Raw genomic sequence first — 19,689 nt, 5'->3', positions numbered from 1 at the left:
GGGGATGTGGACCGCTCTTGCTCCTGGCATCGGCCGATGCCCTGGCAGCGACGACGGAGACACGTCGCTGAAACTGATCGAACAGGCCGACGGCGTTCCTCTGCGACGCCGTCTGCCGGCAGAAGCCGGCCAATGCGCCACAAGCGCTGGTCGGTGAGCCGAAAGCTGCCGCTCGCCGAGGGCGAAACCTCCCGCACCGCGTGCGCCCGCACCGTGCTCCGCTGCGCGGTGGATGAGGAGACCGGCGACCTGCTTTCCCCCGCCCGGGCCAACGGGCACCTCCCGAAGAATGCGTTCGCACTGGAGGACGTTCCGCGGGCGGCGCGCATGCTGCAGAGACGCCTCGCACGATTGTCGACCGCCACGTCGATCAGGCCGGATGCGAACAACTGTTAAGCCTGGAGAACCTGACGGCAAGTCACTTCAAGTGCCGGCCACAGGCATCGCGCCGGCACGGTGTGTAGCCCTGACCTGCCCGTCTGGCTTCTCAGCGGAAGCCGTATGGTTGCCTGGCCACTTGGCAGAATCGTGATCAGGACTTCCTCTCGCGTCCGACTATCGAGTCTGCCGTCTCACAGCTGGAGTGTCCGTGGACCTGACTCACTGCAAGCTCTACCGTCTCGACCCCGCCGCCGACCCCGCAGAGGAAGCGAGACAACTGCGCGGCCTCGGCCCCCTCGTCCCGGTCGAGCTGCCCGGAGGCGTCGCCGCATGGACGGCCACAGATCTCGCAACCGCCCGGCGAATCTTCGGCCATGAGGATTTGACCAAGGATCCGGCGTATTGGCCGGCACTGGCCGATGGGCGTGTACCGGATTCATGGGAGCTGATCGCTCTTGTTCGCGGTGCGGGCATGCTCCATCAGGGCGGCGCCGAGCACCGCCGTCTGCGCCAGTTGGTCAGCGCCGCCTTCACACGTGCACCCATCGAGGCCCTCCGTCCGCGCATCATGGAGATCGCCGACGAGTTGATGGACCAACTCGGCTCCACGGACGAGCCGGTGGACCTGCGCGAGCGGTTCGCGTACCCGCTTCCGGTGCGGGTCATCTGCGAAGTCCTGGGCGTACCCGCCACTGCGGTCTCCGAGCTGCGCCACCGCTTCGAACGCCTCGTGACGCCCCAGGAAGGCGCTACTGGTGAGGCGGACATCCGCGTGGCCGTGGCGGACATCTTCAGCACCCTGACGTCACTGCTGGAGGTCAAACGTACGTCGCCCGGGGACGATTTGACCACCGCGCTGATCCAGTCCCGCGATGCCGGCGACCGGCTCAGCGAGCAGGAGCTCGTGGAAACCCTCTTCCTCATCCTCATCGCGGGACACGAGACCACGCTCAACTCCATCACCAACACGGTCCACGCCTTTCTGAAGAACCCGGCATCACTGGCCATGGCCCTCGAAAGGGACGACGCCCAGACCTGGGGCGCCGCGGTCGACGAAGGACTCCGTCAGTCCGGGCCTGTGCGGCATGCCCTCATGCGGTACGCCGTCGTCGACGTCGAGATCGCAGGGGTCAGGGTGGCCAAGGGCGACCCAGTGATCGCCAGTCTGGTGGCCGCCGGCCGGGATCCTGGCCGGCACGAGAACGCTGAGGAGTTCGACATCAGCCGCTCCGCGCCTCACGATCACGCGGCGTTCGGGTTCGGCGCTCACTACTGCCTCGGTGCGCGCCTGGCGAAGATCGAGACCGAAATCGCGTTGCGGTCGCTGTTCAGCCGTTACCCGAAGCTCGCCCTGGCCACTGAACCGGAACGCCTCGCGTCCATCTCGACCAACGGCTACCAATCCCTGTGGGTCCACCTGAACGGCGGCGAGATGCCCGAAGCCTCCGGGGAAACGATTCATCAGGTCAACGTCGGAACCAACTCATAGGCCGCGTAATCCGAAACGCCGCAGACGGCACGTTCCGGCGGGACGTGCCGCGCGTCGGTACCACGCCGGCGGACGGCCGGGCCAAGCACGCAGACTCCGTTGGCCCGGCCATGGCTCGTCACTACTCCGAGCGCCGGCCGAAGAGCCTGTGCCACCAGGGCACGGGGACGGAGGCGTGGCCGCCGGCGGGCGTCGCGGCGGGTGCAGCCGCCGGCGCGGCCGGAGGCAGCGGCTGCCCTGCGAGAGCTGCGCGTCCCCCGGTGTCCGCCGCGGCCGCACTGGCGTTGCTCTGCCTGCCTGGGCGCCGGGGAGTGAACCGTACAGGCAGCCCGTCCAGTCGGCTGGAAAGGAGAGACCCGGTCACACGCAGTTCGTCCTCGGCGACCCCGAGCTGAATGTCGGGCAGGCGCGCCAGCAGGGTGTCGATGCCGGTGTCCGCGATGGCACGTCCGATGTCCTGGCCCGGGCACTCGTGGGGCCCGCTGCTGAAGGCAAGGTGTGCGCGGTTGCCGTGCACCGGCTTGGACAGGTCGGGCCGGATCTCGGGGTCGACGTTCCCGGCTGCCAGCCCCAGCATCACCATGTCCCCGGCCTTGATCTCCTGATCCCCCAGCCGAGTGTCACCGGTGGCCCACCGGCAACCCCCGACCGCGAGAGGCGGTGCGTCCCACATCACCTGGTCCAGCGCGTCCGGCAGAGTCATCGATCCGCCCGAGAGGCTTGCGCGGAACCGACCGTCGGTGAGGACACATTTGAGTGCGTTGGCCATCAGGTTGGCGGTGTTCTCGTGCGCCGCGATGATCGCGTGCCGCAGATGCTCCATGGCCTCGTCGTCACTGAGAGTCGACTCGTGGCTCAGCAGCCAGCTGGCGAAGTCGTCCCCGGGCTGGCCCTTCTTCCGATTGACCAGATCCGACATGACAGACACCACGAACTGGTTGCTTTCCAGTGCTGTCTCGGTTCCCTTGACCATGTCGCGCACGGCCTCGCCCAGCTTCAACGCATCCCCTTCAGGAATGCCGAACTGGCGCGCGAGAACGAGGATGGGCAGTTTCTCGGTGAACTCGGTCACCAGGTCTGCCCGGCCGGCGCCCGAGAACGTGTCGATCAGCTGAAGCGTGTAGCGGACCACGTCGCGGCGGATCCCGTGCCGGTTGAATCGGGCCAGGCTGTCGGTCACGGCGGCACGCAGCCGTGCGTGTTCGGCGCCGTCGGTGAAGACCAGCAGGGGCTGCCAGGCCGTGATCGGGAGCAGAGGAGAGTCCGCCTGCAGCTGGATGTTCCATATGCGGGAATCGCAGGAGTACTTCGAGGCGCTGCGCATCACCTCGAGGTTCTCGCGGTGTCCCAGCACGAACCAGGCCGGAACATCGCCGGGAAGCAGTACCGGCGCCACCGGGCCGTGCTCGCGACGGAGCCTCTCGTACAGAGCGTACGGGGCGTCTGCCTCCGGGCCATACATCCGCGCGCGCCCGTCGGCCTGGGCTGCGTGCGCGGGGCATTGGGCCGGCGGGGTTGACGGGCCGGTTGCGTCTGAGAACGGGGTCGTCACGGGGCCTCCGAGAAACGGCAGCGTGGGAGTAAGGAGCGATCGACGGCCGCACCAACACCCCCCGCCGACTTGATGATCATTGAGGGATACTCGTGCGAAAGGGAGCTCGCGAGCCGCGGTAGCGGCGCGCTGTGCCGGCGGCCTGCGGCAGGCTCGCCGCCAGGGGCGGGGTGCCCAAACACACCGACTGAGGCATCTCCTCGCGCGTGATCAATAACAGGATCGCCAGCAGCATATCCATGTTTTCCTCCGAACCGGCAGGCAGGCCTCAGCATGAACTCCTGTCCGGTCTGTACCGGTTGGTGCCCTGAGTGCCGGTCTCGTTCTTCAGCGCTCCAGTGGGTCAGCCCGTCCTCGACTCCCAGGAGCCGGCCCGAACCGCTGACTGAACGGCCTGGCCTGCCACGGCTGGTCGATCCGGGCGGGGCGTGATCCTCGTCCGCTGCGCAGGTGAGACGCACTGAAAGAGGATCTCCGGAGAAGGAGCGTGGCGCTTGCCTTCTTTCGGCAAGATCCAGAAGGAGCCGTCGCCGTCGCGTCCCACCACGCGTGGGGTGCCCTTGAGGGAATGGGGCACGTGCGTCTTGGCCTCCTTGTACAACTCGACGAGTGCCTCTGCCCGGGACCTGTTCCTGTTCAAGGTCTGAATGACCTCGATCTGCCGATGCGGTGCCGCCTTCCGCAGCCGCTCTCTTGCACGCACTCCACTCGCATGCTCAAGCAGCTGCGACGCGGGTCGCGTTGCTGCGTGGGTCCCGTGCCTGTGCACGGGACCCGTTCCCCGAGGTCAGTCCGCGGTGGTCTCCCACCCGTAGTCCGGCAGCTCGAAGAAGTCGTCCCCGTCGACCCGGTCGGCGCTGCCCGAGGCCAGGCCCGTCATCAGGGACTCCACTCCGGTACGTACGGATCTGACGAACATCCCGCGCTGCCGCTGCCCCAAGTCGTCTTGCTGGCCACGGACCTCGAAGAGCACCGTGCCGGTCCCGTTGAGGGCGAAGGCGGAGCGGCCCTGGCCGGCGTATTCGCGTGCGGCAGGGTGCAGATAGCGGCCGGTCGCGGCGAGCCTCGACTGCTCGCCGTATGCGTCGGCGATGCCGTTGGCCACCGTGAGCGCATAGCGGCGGGACTTGTCCTGGTCCAGCTTCGGCCAGTGCTTCTTGTACTTGGCCCCGTCGTTCACGCCGAGCGGCGGATAGTCCAGCGAGACCGTGATCAGCTTGCCGTCCTGCGGGCCGCCGGTGACGCGCTCGCAGGGACCCATGTGGTGCAGGTCGATGAACGCGTCGACAGAACCCTTCTCGTCGCGCATCTTCACATACGTGTCGCGGATCGCGCGCGACTCGGGGGAGAGGAAGAAGCCGGCGTCGGTCTGCCTGCCGGGGAGATCGGTGGCCCGCGGGGTGTAGCCGAGGTCCGGGTTGAAGTCCCGGTTGAGGTCATAGCCGGGCTGGTCGATGCCGTCGCCGCTGAGGCTGTGATACCAGGCGCGGGGTGCCCCGGTCAGCTGGGGGAACTGGGCGACGGTCTGGTCCCAGGAATGTACGTTGATACGGCGGTTGAGCTCGCCGCCGTCCGGGTTCACCATCGGCATGGCAACCAGGGTGACCCTGCTGAGGAGTTCGGTGGTCTTCGGGTCGGTGCTCGAACCGAGGTCCTTGAGGATGCCGATGAGCGCTTCGGTTCCCGCGCGCTCGTTTCCGTGGATGGCGCTGGTCACCATCAGGACACGCGGGCCGCTGCCCACTCGCGCGGCCCACAGTTCGCGGCCCCGGGTGGTGCGCCCGGCGACCTCGACCTGCATACGGCCCTTGCTGGTCTTCTCGATCTGCCGGAGTTTCGCACCGAGTTGGGCGTGGTCGGTCCAGCCGGACCAGGACGGATCATCGGAGGTCCTGCAGTTGCCGGGCTCGCCTTCGGCGGCCGTGGCGATTGCGGCGGCCGGTGCGGTCACCAACGTGGCGCCGAGGGCGGCGGAGGCCGCGAAGATGGCGACGGCTGTGCGTAGCGCTCGCGGACGGGTATTCCGCGTGCTGCGATAGGTGCGCATGGGGCGGGCTCCTCACGTCGGTACGGGTGGGACTGGCGTGGGGGGCGTTCCGGATGATGCTGACCCGAAGGTCAGGGCCAGGTCAATGGGGCGTGTCCGGGTGCCTCCGGGACACTCCGCGGCTGCCTCCGTGCCTATGTGTATTAGGCTGACACCTGGATGATCCAGGCGTTGGAGGCGGCAACTCATGGCAGCACGTGTGGGGCTGACGGCTGACCGGGTCACCAGGGCCGCAGCCGATCTCGCCGACGAGGTCGGCTTCGACAACGTCACGGTGTCCGCGCTCGCCCGGAGCTTCGGCGTGAAGGACGCGAGCCTGTACTCACACGTCAAGAACGTCCAGGACCTGCGGACCCGGGTGGCCGTGCTGGCCGCCGGCGAGATGACCGACCGCATCGGCATGGCGGTAGCCGGCCGCTCCGGGAAGGACGCGCTCGCCGCGTTCGCCCACGCCTACCGGGAGTTCGCGCTGCAACACCCCGGGCGCTATGCGGCAACATGGATCCAGTTGGACCCGGACCGCGTCGCCGAATCCCCGGGTCATCTCCGCAGCATCGAGTTGACGTACGGGATGCTGCGGGCGTACAGCCTCGACGAGCCCGACCTGACCGACGCGGTCTTTCTCCTGCGCAGCGCCTTCCACGGCTGCACCAGCCTCGAAGCCACCGGCGGATTCGGGCACTCCCGAGACGTTGAGGCGTCCTGGAAGCGGGCCGTCGATGCGCTGCATGTGCTGCTGGAGCACTGGCCGTCGGCGAAGGGCGAGGACAGGACCCGATAAGCAGCGCAGCACGGTGCGCTTCTGGCCGAGCATCCCGTCGACCAGCGCGTTGACCGCGACCAGGAGGACGAACTGCGGCAGGTTCGCGCGCAGCCCCAGCCCCAGCCGCAGCACACGCTCCTCCACGGCGTCGCAGCCGGTGGGAGTGGCAGTGGTCACTTGCCTTCCTGCGGCGCGTGGGCGGTGGCCTTCGAGAGGGCGCGTACCTGGTGGACGTCCGGCCTGAGAAAGCGAGCAGTGCAGCGCCGGTGAGGAAGCCGGCGTGCGGATGGGTGTCGCCGCGAACGCAAAGCTCGCGCCGCGCCCGGCGGCGGCCGCGTGGATACCTGGAGGCGTCGACCACCAGCCCACGGCCGTCACCGAGGTCGGGCAGGCAGGAGCTGTTGCCCAGACCGGCGTCCGTCGGCGGAATGAGATGGTGAAGTCCATGGCGCTGCCACCCAGGTGCGAGCAGCGGGCCGACTTGACGCCACTACGCCGCTACTCTGTTCGATGGAATTATGGAGAAGGGACTCGGGCGTTAATGGGAGACCCCGTCCGCAGGGCCGCGCTGTTCGACGTGCTCGCCCGCACCGGCAAGGCGTTGTCCAACGGCAAGCGCCTGGAACTGCTCGACCTGCTCGCCCAGGGCGAACGCAGTGTCGACGCCCTCGCCAAGGCCGCCGGGCTCGGCCTGACCACGGCCTCCGCCCATCTGCAGACGCTCAAGCAGGCCGAGCCGGTCACCACTCGCCGTGAGGGCACCCGCATCCACTACCGGCTCGCCGGAGACGACGTGGCTGCCCTTCACGCTCTGCTGCAGCAGGTCGCACGTTCCCACCAGGCCGCCGCCGCCGACGCCACCCGCGCCGCCCATCTCGGCCCCGAGGACACGGACCACCTCACCCGCGAGGAACTGCTGCAGCGGGTCAAGGCCGGTACCGCCGTCGTCATCGACGTCCGGCCCGCCGAGGAGTACGCCGCCGGCCACATTCCCGGAGCTCTCGCCCTGCCCCTGGCCGAACTTGAAGCCCGCCTCGGCGAACTCCCTCCGGAGACGGAGGTCGTGGCCTGTTGCCGCGGCACCAACTGCGTCCTCGCTCACGACGCCGTACGCCTGCTCACCGCGCATGGCCGGGACGCGAAACGAGACGTGGACGGCATCCTCGAATGGCGGCTGGCCGCCCTGCCCGTAGAGGCCGACGCCGCATGACCACCCCAGCCGAGGCGGACGTGCTGGTGGTCGACGGCACCGGTCTGCTGTGTGTCACCCTGCTTCTGCGGCTGCGGGACCGCATCGCGCACGCCGCGCCCGGCACCCTCGTGCACGTCGTCGCCACCGACCCGGCCGCCCCGCTCGACCTGCCCGCCTGGTGCCACATGACCGGCCACACCTACCTCGGCCCCCTCCCGTCTGGTGACCGGCCTGTATACGAGCTACGGCTGGCCGCCGACCCGCGTCCGACCCGCCCCGATGCACCGTGGCACCCGGCCGAGCAGGGGCGCTGACAAGGCTTACGGAGCGCTACACGCCGTCGTCCCGCGCGAAGCGCAGATATCGGTCCGCGGAACGGCGGACCGCGGCCGACCCGTCGGCGCTGACCACGCGTCCCCAGAACGCCCCGTAGATGCGGTCGAGGTTCCGCGCCGACCCCGATCACACCGGGTCCCTCCTCCTGGAGTCGGCCATGACGGCCACTGGCGCGCAACTCGGCCAGCATGACCCAGTGTTGGCGATTCCCCCCGACGTACTGCCGCTCGTCGAGACATACCGGACAGTCGTCGCGCGATGCCTTGTACTGCACACCGCACGTGGCACAGATCGGAAGCTGCATACCCGTCTCCGACACAGCCCGCCGCAAAAACGACATCGGACCTTGTCCCTCCGTGAACCCGCCGCTTCGTGACGGCGACACCTTGCACGTGCGCCTTTCCGATATCAAGAGACCGCAGGGCCCGCGTTTGTGACATCCACCGGGACCGCGCCCGGACCGTCGGCCCACACAGGCTGCCGCAACGGGGGAGCGTGGGTGTCCGGCGCGGACCGGTCACGGCAGGGGAGGCGACGGAGGTGCGTCCGGTGCGGGGCTGTGTTCGTCCGCGGCAAACGATGCACTCCGCTGCCGCGGGCGGAGGGCGGGTCAGGCGGAGCGGGGTGAGGGCGCTGGTGCGGCCGGTGACGCCGGGACCAGGCGTAGCGCATGGCGATGGGGTGGTGTCGAACCAGGCGTCACCCCACTTGCGTTTCGACCCACCGACATCTTGCGCACGATCTTTACCAGATCTTCAAGTGCTGCCATTCTGGCCGGGTTTGACAACTGAAGGAGGTTCTTTGTCCCGCATATCGACTCTGACGGCAGCGCTCACCACCGCCCTCGCCCTCGTTTCCGGCGTCACCGTCACGGCGTCGGCAGCGCCGGCGGCACCCGCCGGAGCAACGACGCCCGCAACCGCCCCGGCCACAGCCGGTCAGCAGGCCGCCCCGGTGGTCTGGACGCCCTGCAACCCGGACCCGTCCAAGCCCGATCCGAAGATCTACGACTGCGCTGTCTACCCGGTGCCGCTGGACTACGCGAACCCGTCCGGGGAGAAGATCGGCATCGCCATGATGCGGCGGCGGGCCGGCGACCCGGCCAAGCGCATCGGATCACTGTTCCTCAACCCCGGCGGCCCCGGCGGCAGTGGTTACCTGTGGGCCACCACGACCCGGTTCGAGCCCCGCGTCATGGAGCACTTCGACCTGATCGGCTTCGACCCCCGCGGCGTGGCCCGCAGCAACCCGCTGCAGTGCTTCAAGACCCAGGAGGACGCTGACGCGGTCTTCGACCGGATCACCGGCGTGCCCGTCACACCGGCGGAGGTGGACGGCACGCTCGCGGCCACCAAGGACTACACCGACGCGTGCGCACGTAACGCAGGTGCGCTCATCCAGCACATGTCCACCATCAACGTGGTGCGCGACCTCGACCGGATGCGTCAGGCCGTCGGTGACGCACAGCTCAACTTCGCCGGGTTCTCCTACGGCACGTTGATCGGCGCCACCTACGCCAACATGTACCCGGACAAGGTGCGCGCCCTCATCATCGACGGCAACGTCGACCCGCACCTGCGCCTGCACAACGGCCTGGAGTACGACCGGCAGCGCGCCGCGGGCGGCTTCGAGCTCGCCCTGGACGAGTTCCTCAAGCGCTGCAAGGCCGCCGGTGCGCCGGGCTGTGCGTTCGCCGAGGGCGACACCCGCGCCAGATTCGACGCGATCCGCGACCACCTTCGCACCAACCCCGTAACCCTGCCGAGCGGCTCGAAGGTCACTCTGAGCAGCTTCACCAGCCAGGTCGCCAACGCCCTGTACGCGCAGACCCGGCTGGCGCCGCTGGCCCGCTCATTGCAGGCCCTGGACGAGGTGATCAACCCGCAGCCGGGCTTCGGCGCCGTGGCCGGGACGGTGCCCACGGACGAGGCGGACCGGCTGGCCAAGGTCGCTCCGTCAGCACTGCGCGAGGCGCCCGCCGACTCCCCGTACACCTCGGACGACTCCTACTACGGCGTCAACTGCCAGGACAAGCCGTACCCGACGAACCCCAAGGTGTTCGCGAACCTGGCCCGTGCCTGGGAGCTCAACGCCCCCACCTTCGGCCGGTACCAGGCCTACGACGCGCCGGCGTGCGCGACCTGGCCGTCGCCGGCGCGTGCCGCCGAGCAGTACCCCGGCCCGTGGAACAAGCAGACCGCCAACCCGGTCATGGTCATCGGCAACACCTTCGACCCGGCCACCCAGTACAAGTTCTCCCAGAACATGCAGCGGGAGCTCGGCAACGCCGTGCTGGTCACGGTCGACGTGATCGAGCACTGCGCGGTCGGCCGGAGCAAGGCCCTCAACGGGCTGGTGACCTCCTACCTGGTGGACCAGGCCGCTCCGAAGCCCGGCCAGGTGCTCAAGCCGGACCTCGACCCGTTCCCGGCGTCAGCTGCCTGACATGGCGTCAAATAACGAAAAGTAACACCGCGGGCGTGGTGACGGGCGAACGGCCAGTCACCGCGCCCGCGACCGGGACGGAAGCCGGATGAGTTCCCAGTCGATCGTCTCGTGGACAGCACCGGCGTCAGGTGTGGCCAGGACTGGTCTACTCCGGCGGCCGGCCGGTACAGCCGCGCGGAGCCCACGTTGCTCAACCGGGGCAGCAGGTTGAAGCCGAGCATGTGGGCGAAGGCGAACCCGACGATCGAGGCGCCGTGCGTGTCGGTGTACTGCCGGTCGATCTCCAGGTCGGCGCAGTGCCGCAGCACGCCCTCGATCATCGCCGCGACCTGCAGTTCATCCGCATCAATGGCGCGGTGGTGGGTTCCCTGGCAGGGTTGTTGATCTACACGGTGTCGCGGGCGTTCGGCGCCTAGCCGGATTCGGTACTCAGCCGGGCGGATCACGGGAAGCGGATGCGCGGATCGGCGCCGGCGCAGGTGCCGATCCGGCTCCGTCGATGCCACGGTCTGTCGATGCCACGGCGCGTCGACGCCCGGCCCCACCTGGGCGTCGGGCGCCCCGGCACCCCAGCATCCGATGCCTTGGCATCCGACGCCCTGACGCCCCGACGCCCCGGTGAGGAGGGAGCCCCCGCCCATGAGCGCTGCCGACACCACGGCCGGCCGGACCGTCACCACCGCCGTCCCCGCCCGGCTGGACCGCCTGCCCTGGTCGCGCTGGCACTGGTCGGTCGTGATCGGCCTCGGCACGGTGTGGATTCTGGACGGCCTGGAGGTCACCGTCGTAGGCAACATCGCCAGCCGGCTGTCCGAGCCGGGCAGCGGGCTGCCGATCCGCTCCGGCCAGGTCACCGGTGTCGCGGCGGCCCTGTATGTGGCGGGCGCCTGCGTCGGCGCCCTGTTCTGGGGACGCCTGACCGACCGCTACGGCCGCAAGAGACTCTTCATGGTCACTCTCGCGGTCTATCTGGCCGCCACCGCCCTGACCGCGTTCTCCTTCGCGCCCTGGTGGTTCTTCCTCTTCCGTTTCCTCACCGGCTTCGGCATCGGCGGCGAGTACGCGGCCATCAACTCCGCCATCGACGAGCTGATCCCGGCGTACTGCCGCGGCCGGGTCGACCTGCTCATCAACGGCAGCTTCTGGCTGGGCGCGGTCGGCGGCTCGCTGCTGTCGATCGTCGCCCTCGACACGGACCTGCTGCCCATGGACATCGGCTGGCGGCTCACCTTCGCCCTCGGCGCCGCCCTCGCCCTGGTCATCCTGCTCGTCCGGCGGCACGTCCCGGAGAGCCCGCGCTGGCTGCTCATTCACGGCCGGGAGGAGGAGGCGGAACGCATCGTCGCCGCCATCGAGGAGAAGGTACGGGCCGAGAAGGGCGGGCCGCTGCCCGAACCCCACGGCGAACTGGTCATTCGCCAGCGCGGCGGCGTCGGCTTCCTGGAGATCGCCCGCACGGTCTTCCACGACTACCGCAGACGCGCGATCCTCGGCTTCTCGCTCTTCATCGGCCAGGCGTTCCTGTACAACGCGATCACCTTCGGCTTCGGCGCGATCCTCACCACGTTCTTCGGCGTCCCCACCGGTCACACCGGCTACTACTTCGCCGTCATCGCCGTAGGCAACTTCCTCGGCCCGCTGCTGCTCGGCAAGCTCTTCGACTCGCTGGGCCGCCGGGTGATGATCTCCTCGACCTATCTGCTGTCGGGCCTGCTGTTGTTCGGCACGGCCTGGCTGTTCGACCGGGGCGTGCTGAGCGCGGACACGCTGACGGCGTGCTGGTGCGTGGTGCTGTTCTTCGCCTCGACGGGCGCCTCCAGCGCCTATCTGACCGTCTCCGAGATCTTCCCGATGGAGACCAGGGCCATGTCCATCGCCTTCTTCTACGCCCTGGGCACCGCGGCGGGCGGAATCAGCGGCCCCCTGCTGTTCGCCGAGCTGACCGGCACGGGCCGGGTCGGCGACACGGTCCTCGCCTTCCGGATCGGCGCGGGCCTGATGTGCGCGGCCGGCGTGGTGGCGCTGGCTCTGGCGGTGCCGGCGGAACGGCGTTCCCTGGAGGATATCGCCCGACCGCTGACGGCGGTGGGGGCCGGGCCGGGGATGCCCGGGGGAGGGCCGGGGACGGCGGGCGGAGGGCCGGGAGCGAGGGCGGCCGGGCCGAAGTCGGCCGACGAGCCGGGCGCCCCCGACGGGCCGGGGACGACGGGCGGGGGCCGCCGCTGACCGAGGCCCCAGTGCCATCCCCACGCCTGAAGCCAGGCAGGCACGGGCAGCAGCGGCCGGACGACCTGCCGCTGAGTGGGCCCGGGGCGCGGTGCCGGGATTGCTCCCGGTCCGTTTTCCCGGCCCTCTCGCCGATGCGCCTCTCGACGCAACGTGCTCTCCACGGTTGCAAGGGCCTGGACGCTGGTGCCTGTCCGGAGGAGGCGGTTGTCCTGCCGAAGCCGGCTGGGCGCGGTCGACGTCGATGACAGCCCCCACCGACAATCCCCCTTCCTGGAGCGATACCTGCTGGCCCGGGACAGCGCTCGGTCCGCCGCGCCGCGGGTTCCTCAGCTGCCGGGGTGGGCCAGGCGCCGCATGATCGTCATGAGTTCGTCGGGCGGTGAGATGCTCATCGTCCGGCTCTCGTGGTCGAAGACCGTGATCGAGATCAGGGTGCCGGCGCGCCACCAGAACACCCGGGGGGAGATGCGTCCGGGACCGTCCTCGTAGGCGCCCTGGCCGAACTGGGCGAGGGCGTTGACGGCCTCGCCCACGTGGCTGTCGGCGAGCGGGTAGAAGACGAGGTTGTGCCGGTTGGGGACGGTGAGCAGCACTCCCTCGGCCGGGAACTCGGGGCCGCCGGCGGCGCGCACCGCCTCGTCGAGGACGAGAGCCTTGCTGGCCGCGAAGACCGACTCCGGGTGGCCGAGGATGTGAAGGACGGCGCCGCCGGGGAGGTCGATGGTGTCGTAGTTGACCGGCTCGTTGAGCAGGTTGGTGCGCGCGGCCGCCACGAGGGTGTCCCACTCAACGAGGGCCACCTCGCGGTCGGTAAGGATGCGGACGTTTTCGGGGGTGTCGAGGGCAATGCCCACCAGCAGGTCCGTGGCCACCGGGCGCAGGTAAGTGTAGTGGCCCCGCGCTTGTGCGGGTATCGATTCCTCGGCGACCAGCCGCAGGTACACGCTACGCAGGGGGTCCGGGGTGGAGCTGTGGCTGGTGTCGGGTGACAGGTCAGTCATGCGCGGTTCCTTCATGGGCGGTCTGCTGGGCTCGTCGGCGCGGTGGTGTGCAGCCGGTCTACAGGTGGAGCAGGTCGTGGGCGCTGCCGGGGAGTTGGGCAGTCTTGTCGGGTCACTCGGGGAAGTACTTGCGGATCTGCTCGAACTGGGCGCGACGAATGGTAACCGGGGCCGGTGCCGCCGGCAGGCCGAGGGGGCGCGCCGACCCGGACGTGGCCTGGCGCGCGGCCGCCTGCAAGTGCGGCCGGGTGATGCTCTTGATGCGCATCGGGGTCGCGGTTCGGCGGAGGAGCTCCTGGTGCTCGACTGTCCGGCTGTCCCCTTTGCCGGTCGGGCCTCGAGTGGCCTGGCGTGCGCTTCCACGGCTTGTACGAGAGGTGTCGTAATTCGATGATTGTCGTAGTACGATGAATGTCGCATCAAGCGCACCCGTGCGGCGCATCAGATGAAATGGAGTCTTTCGTGAGTGCCCTCTTCGAGCCCTACGCACTTCGGTCGCTGACGATCCCCAACCGGATCTGGATGGCACCCATGTGCCAGTACTCCGCCGCCCCCGAAGGCCCCGAGGCCGGAGTCGCGACCGACTGGCACTTCGCCCACTACGCCGCACGCGCCACCGGCGGCACCGGCCTCATCCTCCTCGAAGCCACCGCTGTCTCCCCCGAGGGCCGCATCTCCCCCTACGACCTCGGCATCTGGAACGACCAACAGGCCGAGGCCCTGGGCCGCATCACCGACTTCCTCAAGGCTCAGGGCACCACCCCGGGAATCCAGATCGCTCACAGCGGACGCAAGGGCAGCACCGACCGCCCCTGGAAGGGCGGCGCCCCGGTCGGCCCCGACGCCCATGGCTGGCAGCCCCTCGGCCCCAGCCCCGTCGCCTTCGCCGAGGACCACCCGGTGCCCACGGAGCTGACCACCGACGAAATCCAGCAGACAGTCGCCCAGTTCGCGGACGCCGCCCGCCGTGCCCTGGACGCAGGCTTCCAGGTCGCTGAGATCCACGGCGCCCACGGCTATCTCATCGGCGAGTTCCTCTCCCCCCACTCCAACAAGCGCACCGACGCCTACGGCGGCTCGTTCGAGAACCGCACCCGCTTCGCCCTTGAAGTCGTCGACGCCGTGCGTGCTGTCTGGCCCGACCACCTCCCGCTGTTCTTCCGCATCTCCGCTACCGACTGGCTGGAAGAGAACGGCTGGACCGCCGACGACACCGTCCGCTTCGCCGCGCACCTGAAGGAACACGGCGTCGACCTCCTCGACGTCTCCACCGGAGGCAACGCCTCCGGCGTCCGCATCCCGGTCGCCCCCGGCTACCAGGTCCCCTTCGCCGCCCGCGTCAAGAACGAGACCGGCCTCCCCGTCGCCGCGGTCGGCCTGATCACCGAACCCGAGCACGCCGAGAAGATCCTCGCCAACGGCGAGGCCGACGCGGTCCTCCTCGGCCGCGAACTCCTCCGCCACCCGTACTGGGCCCGCCACGCCGCCCGCGAACTCGGCGCCGAGGTGGTCGCGCCAGTCCAATACCGTCGCGCCGCCTGACACCGGCGCCCTTGCAGCGTGCCGCGGCTGTGGCCTCAGCGGCAGAGGGTGTGCAACGCGCCGATGGGTGCTGCGAATGCAAGCGGCTTCCCATTGGCCGGCGGGTCTTCGCCCGCACACTTCAGCATCCCGGCCCACTCGGGAAGCGCTCAGCCGACAACCTGATGCAACATCCCTCAAACCAGTGCGGCTTGAGGTTCCGGTTGCTGCGCTGGTGCGGTCTTCGGTTCCCACAGTTTGGTGGTCCGTACGTAGCCGTGCACCACTGAGGCCATCGCCAGAATGAGAAGTGGTCCGAACACCCACGGATATTCGGCCATTTCCATGGGCAGATAGCGATATGACACCAAGAGCGCAGCGAAGACTGTTGCCCCGTAAGCGACCAGCTGGATTCCTGACCGGTCCCAGCCGCGGTCGAGCGAGCGCAGCGCTGCCTCGATCGTGAACGCGAACACCACGCCGGCGACAATATCCATGCCGTAGTGGTAGCCGAATCCCAGCGTTGCGCCGAGTGTGGCAATCAGCCAGGACGTGCCCGCAAAACGCAGAATCCGTGGGCCCTTGCGGGAATGAATGAAGATCGCGGTAGCCCACGCTGTGTGCAGGCTGGGCATGCAGTTGCGGGGGGTGATCTCGTCGAACGGCATCGGGTGGGGGGTATTGATCGGCGGTGGCGTGTCCGGCCACAGGTTGGCCATCGCCCAGTGCTCGCCTCCCGTGCCGAAGGCGCCGGTGCCGTAGGCGAAGATCGGTCCGACCACCGGGAAGATCATGTAGATGCCAGGCCCGAGGAGGCCGATGACCAGGAATGTGCGCACCAGATGATGGCGCGGGAAGCGGCGCTCGACCGCCACGTTACGCAGCGGGTACAGCGCGACGACGACCGCGGCCACCGCAAGCTGGACGTAGACCCAGTCGAGAATATGGGCGCCGATCGGGCCGGCGGCCGTGACAATGCGGCCTACCAGCCACGACGGGTTGCCCAGCGCGTGATCGGCGGTTGCCACGTACTGGTCGAGCACCGCCGGGCGGGTCTTCGACGTGATGAGCAGCCAGGTATCGCCAGTCTTGCGGCCGGCCACCAGCAGCAGGCCCAGCCCGACGCCCTTCAGCAGCAGGACACGTTCCCGGCCGGTGCGGCGCGTGACAGCGATGACCGCATAGCCCAAGATCACCCACAAGGCGCCGTTGCCGACCATCATCTTGGCGTCGACCGCCCACCGCACCACCCAGAAGGCGACGTCGATGCCGATCGCGGCACCAGCCGCGATGAACCGCTGCCGCCAGGGGAGCACCACCATCATCAACGCCATACTGGCGTACAGGAGCGGCCCTGATTTCGGGGCGAATATCACCTCTCGCGCCTGGTTGGTAATCGGCCCCGGTAGGCCGTAGCGACGCGCGGCGATTTCCAGTGTGATGAGGAATCCAAGGGCCGTCACACCCACCACGGCCCACAGTATCGCGCGTGGTTGACGCCACGCGGCGAACATAATTCTGCATTTTGTTCGCGAGGACACCCGCGATGGTGTAGATATCAATTTTTCAGCCGATTTGTTAGATTTCAGGGCGATCGTTCATGAGTTCGATCATGCTAGCGGAGCGGGTTTCGTTGGTCACGGGTGGCGCGAAGGCCGGTCGATCCTGCGCTCGATGGTCCAGCGTCTCGGGGATGACCCTGAAACTCCCGACGCCACGGCGGGGATCGACGGCGTCACGCGTTGCCCAGAGGCTCCGAAGGCGTGCGCACAAGACCGTGAACTGGCAGCCCGAGCCGGGATGTTGGCATGCCGTCAACGCACCGGGTACAGTGATTGGCCTCGACCTTGCATGAGGGACCGTCAGTTTGCTGACGGTCCCTTTGCTTTGGTTCTGTGCGGGTGGGCGTGCCGAGGGCCCGGCTGTCGCGCCGGGTGGGCGCCGGCTTCCACGGCTCCGATGGGCTGATCATGTTCGCCAGGACGGGTAACGTTGCGGTCAGCCGAGGTTCGGCAGAGTGCTGAGTTGCTGGATCGGGTTCATGAGGTCACTTGCCGACGCTGTAACTGTCACGGGCGGGGCCGTCGGGTGAGGTTCCCCCTCTGAGCTGGACAGTCTGATATCACCTGTCTGCCGACGCTCGCCGGCTGGTGGTATCTCGCGACGGTGATCGATCTGGCGACCCGCGAGGTGATCGGGTATGCGATGGCCGACCATCACCGCACCGAACTCGTCGTGGACGCCTTGAAGATGGCCGCAGGCCGGGGCGGGCTGAAAGAGGGCTGCATCGCCCATTCGGACCGCGGATCGGAGTACACCTCTCGTGAATACCGCGATCAGATATGGAAGTTGAAGCTGAGGCAAAGCATGGGGAGAACGGGCTCGTGTTACGACAACGCCGCGGCTGAAAGTTTTTCGGATTGCTGAAAGCAGAGATCGGAACCACCGTCTGGGAGTCCCACGAGGCAGCCCGCACTGACGTCTTCCGCTTTATCGAGGTCGAGTACAACCGCACCCGCCTGCGCAAGCACCCGCCAAAGAGCGACCCGAACAGCCGTCACGGTCAGCACCGTTGCAGTACTAGTGCACTTGGGCGGCGCCACACATCGCCGTCACAGTGGGAGCTCCGCACGGCTTGCCGACCATCCGGACCGCACAGTGCCGTCGATGTCGTCACGGCTGGCATCCCTAGTCGCATGATTCCCCATCAAACCGGGCGTTCCGCGGGAACGGCGCAACCCTCTCACGCGCCATAATGGCGAAAAGTCGGCTGATCGGGCATTTAAAAGGCACGCTAACGATAAAAATACAGAACCGCACTGGATCGTTAATCCGCCTGCCGCCAATCGATCAACTACCAAAGCGACAAAGTTTTCTGAAGCCAAAGAAGCTCGTCAGCATGAATTCCCACTCCCGCTATGCTTTCCGGCTGAAGCGTGCCGCAGCGGTCGCGGCAACTGCGGCCGCTTTGTCCCTCGTTCTCGTCCCGACCAGCTACGCCGCAGCCGCTGACGTATCCCTTCCGCTGGGCGATGCCAATCTGGAAGAGACTCGCAGCAGCCAGACCTTGGCCGACGGTGTGACGCTGACCCGCATCGTCCGTGGGACCGAGCCCGCTCAGGCCGACCAGATCAACACCACGACGCGCGGCCCGTGGGTGGTCAACGTACTGACGATCGACCCCCACAAAACCCGTGGGCACCTGGAGGCGACCTACGGGCCGGACCTGGCCAAGACCGAGAAGACCACCGACCTCGTCCGGTCCTCCGGCGCCCTGGCCGGGGTCAACGCCTCCTTCTTCACCTTCACCGGTAGCCAGCAGTACCCCGGTGACCCGGTGGGCCTGGGACTGTACGGGGGAGAACTCCTCAGCGAGCCCACCCGGGACAAGGCTGAGGTCAACTTCGTCGTGGACGCCAACAGCAACCAGGTCCTCATGGGCAAGCTGCACTGGTCCGGTAGCGCGCAGAACAAAAAGACCGAGGCCACCCTGCCGCTGGAGTACATCAACCATCCGCCGGTGGTTCCGAGCGCTTGTGCCAACCTTTCCGACCAGACCCAGTGCACCGTGCCCGGCGATGTGGTTCAGTTCACCCCGGAGTTCGCCGACGCCACCCCGTCCGGAGCCGGTATGGAGGTCGTCCTCGACGAGCACCACTGCGTGGTGCGTACCTCGACAACCCGGGGCACTGTGCTGACGGAAGGTCAGACCTCCTTGCAGGCAACAGGCCGGGACGCAGCGTCCCTGCTGCAGGTCGCAGGACAGGGCTGCCTCAAGGTGACCTCCACCCTGATCAACGAGCAGGGTGAGGAACTCCCCGCGCGCAAGGGGATGTTCGGTGTGAACGGCCGCTACCGGCTCACGGCGGACGGGCAGATCGTGGTACCGGCCGGTTCGGGCAGCTTCTTCGCGCGCAACCCCCGTACCATCGCCGGAACGACACAAGACGGAAAGATCGTGCTCGCAACGATCGACGGTCGTATGACCACCAGCGTCGGCACCACGATGGACGAGACCGCTGCCGTCGCTCAGGCGCTGGGCATGCACAACGCGGTCAACCTCGACGGCGGCGGCTCCACCGCCATGTCGGTCGAGGGCGCACTGGTCAACCGGCCGAGTGGGGCAACCGAGCGGGCCGTCGGCGACGCACTTGTCTTCATGAACACCCCCTACCGCAGCGGCAAGGGCTGACGCTGCACCACAGTGGCGACTGGCCCGGGCCAAGGGGCCCGGGCCAGTCTTGCCTACCGCTTCGACATAACAGTCAGCGCGGCCCACCAGCCGGAGGACTCCGCGGACACCCGCACCCAGCTGCACTGAAGCGCATTCGCGAGGATCCGTGCGCCAGTACTCCGGCACCGTCGGCCGCACCGAGAACTGCCAGATCGGTACCTTCCTCGCCTACGCCTCCAAGCGGGGGCGAGCGTTGGTCGACCGGGAGTTGTACCTGCCGAAGTCCTGGACGGACGACCGGGAGCGGTGCAGGGCGGCCGGCATCCCGGACGACGTGCCGTTCGCCACGAAGATCGAGCAGTTCCATGTCATGATCCAGCGTGCCCTGGACGCGAAGGTGTCGTTCGTGTGGGTGACCGCGGACGAGGCGTACGGGCAGGTCGAGCGGCTGAGGTACTGGCTGGAGCAACGCGGCGTCGCGCACCTGCTGGCGACCAAGGTCAACGACACCGTCATCACCACCCGGGGTGCCGACCCACACGACGGTCGTCGGTCA

16 protein-coding genes and 2 pseudogenes are annotated in these 19,689 nt (G+C 68.3%); 12 read left to right on the top strand and 6 right to left on the bottom strand.

The window, feature by feature from the left end:
* Positions 1 to 132 precede the first annotated feature (132 nt).
* Both ABD858_RS03100 and ABD858_RS03095 read left to right on the top strand, forming a co-directional pair.
* Entirely contained in the window at positions 133 to 396 is a 264-nt protein-coding gene (locus tag ABD858_RS03100; RefSeq protein WP_345034395.1) for a hypothetical protein, read from the top strand.
* A 193-nt stretch (positions 397 to 589) separates the two neighbouring features.
* Entirely contained in the window at positions 590 to 1,870 is a 1,281-nt protein-coding gene (locus ABD858_RS03095) for a cytochrome P450 family protein (protein WP_345034393.1), read from the top strand.
* Positions 1,871 to 1,991: 121 nt separating this feature from the next.
* Here the strand turns inward: ABD858_RS03095 and ABD858_RS03090 are convergent, their stop codons facing one another.
* Both ABD858_RS03090 and ABD858_RS03085 read right to left on the bottom strand, forming a co-directional pair.
* Positions 1,992 to 3,266: a cytochrome P450 gene (locus ABD858_RS03090; protein WP_345034391.1), complete on the bottom strand. Its 1,275-nt coding sequence runs from the start codon at positions 3,264 to 3,266 to the stop codon at positions 1,992 to 1,994.
* A gap of 943 nt (positions 3,267 to 4,209) precedes the next feature.
* Positions 4,210 to 5,469 (bottom strand): M14 family zinc carboxypeptidase, encoded by a 1,260-nt coding sequence (locus ABD858_RS03085; protein WP_345034389.1) that lies wholly within the window; start codon positions 5,467 to 5,469, stop codon positions 4,210 to 4,212.
* 187 nt (positions 5,470 to 5,656) lie between these two features.
* Here ABD858_RS03085 and ABD858_RS03080 point away from each other — a divergent pair, with 187 nt between their 5' ends.
* The 4 genes from ABD858_RS03080 (at position 5,657) to ABD858_RS03065 (ending at position 10,205) form a co-directional block, all read left to right on the top strand.
* Positions 5,657 to 6,250: a TetR/AcrR family transcriptional regulator gene (locus ABD858_RS03080; protein ID WP_345034388.1), complete on the top strand. Its 594-nt coding sequence runs from the start codon at positions 5,657 to 5,659 to the stop codon at positions 6,248 to 6,250.
* A 523-nt stretch (positions 6,251 to 6,773) separates the two neighbouring features.
* Positions 6,774 to 7,442 carry an ArsR/SmtB family transcription factor gene (locus ABD858_RS03075; protein WP_345034386.1) on the top strand — a complete coding sequence of 223 codons (669 nt, stop codon included), beginning with the start codon at positions 6,774 to 6,776 and terminating at the stop codon, positions 7,440 to 7,442.
* Entirely contained in the window at positions 7,439 to 7,738 is a 300-nt protein-coding gene (locus ABD858_RS03070; RefSeq protein WP_345034383.1) for a sulfurtransferase TusA family protein, read from the top strand. Before ABD858_RS03075 ends, ABD858_RS03070 begins: the two co-directional genes overlap by 4 nt.
* An 823-nt stretch (positions 7,739 to 8,561) precedes the next feature.
* A complete protein-coding gene (locus ABD858_RS03065) occupies positions 8,562 to 10,205 on the top strand; it encodes an alpha/beta hydrolase (protein ID WP_345034380.1) in 1,644 nt (547 codons plus the stop codon).
* Here ABD858_RS03065 and ABD858_RS36710 read toward each other — a convergent pair.
* Positions 10,124 to 10,528: a Tn3 family transposase gene (locus ABD858_RS36710; RefSeq protein ID WP_425586143.1), complete on the bottom strand. Its 405-nt coding sequence runs from the start codon at positions 10,526 to 10,528 to the stop codon at positions 10,124 to 10,126. The two genes, ABD858_RS03065 and ABD858_RS36710, sit on opposite strands and share 82 nt — an antisense overlap.
* A 3-nt stretch (positions 10,529 to 10,531) precedes the next feature.
* Here ABD858_RS36710 and ABD858_RS03055 point away from each other — a divergent pair.
* Positions 10,532 to 10,624: pseudogene (locus tag ABD858_RS03055) on the top strand (DUF445 family protein); the annotation flags it as partial.
* Positions 10,625 to 10,847: 223 nt separating this feature from the next.
* Positions 10,848 to 12,434 (top strand): MFS transporter, encoded by a 1,587-nt coding sequence (locus ABD858_RS03050; RefSeq protein ID WP_345034377.1) that lies wholly within the window; start codon positions 10,848 to 10,850, stop codon positions 12,432 to 12,434.
* A gap of 329 nt (positions 12,435 to 12,763) precedes the next feature.
* On the opposite strand, the gene ABD858_RS03045 is transcribed toward ABD858_RS03050, so the two are convergent.
* Both ABD858_RS03045 and ABD858_RS03040 read right to left on the bottom strand, forming a co-directional pair.
* A complete protein-coding gene (locus tag ABD858_RS03045; protein WP_345034375.1) occupies positions 12,764 to 13,438 on the bottom strand; it encodes a hypothetical protein in 675 nt (224 codons plus the stop codon).
* 112 nt (positions 13,439 to 13,550) lie between these two features.
* The gene (locus ABD858_RS03040; protein ID WP_345034373.1) at positions 13,551 to 13,706 is read right to left on the bottom strand and encodes a hypothetical protein; all 156 of its coding nucleotides are present in this window, start codon (positions 13,704 to 13,706) and stop codon (positions 13,551 to 13,553) included.
* 194 nt (positions 13,707 to 13,900) lie between these two features.
* Between ABD858_RS03040 and ABD858_RS03035 the strand changes: the two genes are divergently transcribed.
* A complete protein-coding gene (locus tag ABD858_RS03035) occupies positions 13,901 to 14,980 on the top strand; it encodes an NADH:flavin oxidoreductase/NADH oxidase (protein WP_345034371.1) in 1,080 nt (359 codons plus the stop codon).
* A 176-nt stretch (positions 14,981 to 15,156) separates the two neighbouring features.
* Here ABD858_RS03035 and ABD858_RS03030 read toward each other — a convergent pair whose 3' ends face one another.
* Positions 15,157 to 16,473 (bottom strand): phosphatase PAP2 family protein, encoded by a 1,317-nt coding sequence (locus ABD858_RS03030; RefSeq protein ID WP_345034368.1) that lies wholly within the window; start codon positions 16,471 to 16,473, stop codon positions 15,157 to 15,159.
* A 607-nt stretch (positions 16,474 to 17,080) separates the two neighbouring features.
* On the opposite strand from ABD858_RS03030, the gene ABD858_RS03025 reads away from it, so the two are divergent.
* The 3 genes and pseudogenes from ABD858_RS03025 to ABD858_RS03015 form a co-directional block, all read left to right on the top strand.
* Complete coding sequence (locus tag ABD858_RS03025) at positions 17,081 to 17,386, top strand: DDE-type integrase/transposase/recombinase (protein ID WP_345044238.1); 306 nt, start codon at positions 17,081 to 17,083, stop codon at positions 17,384 to 17,386.
* 472 nt (positions 17,387 to 17,858) lie between these two features.
* Positions 17,859 to 19,151, top strand: coding sequence for a phosphodiester glycosidase family protein (locus ABD858_RS03020; protein ID WP_345034366.1), 1,293 nt, complete (start codon positions 17,859 to 17,861; stop codon positions 19,149 to 19,151).
* A 136-nt stretch (positions 19,152 to 19,287) separates the two neighbouring features.
* Positions 19,288 to 19,662 (top strand): annotated as a pseudogene (locus ABD858_RS03015) (IS701 family transposase); the annotation flags it as partial.
* Positions 19,663 to 19,689 lie beyond the last annotated feature (27 nt).

The organism is Streptomyces sannanensis (genome assembly GCF_039536205.1).
In the GTDB taxonomy this organism is placed as follows: Bacteria; Actinomycetota; Actinomycetes; order Streptomycetales; family Streptomycetaceae; genus Streptomyces; species Streptomyces sannanensis.
The sequence above is the reverse complement of the archived record's forward strand: the minus strand, read 5'-3'. Positions and strand labels throughout refer to the sequence as shown.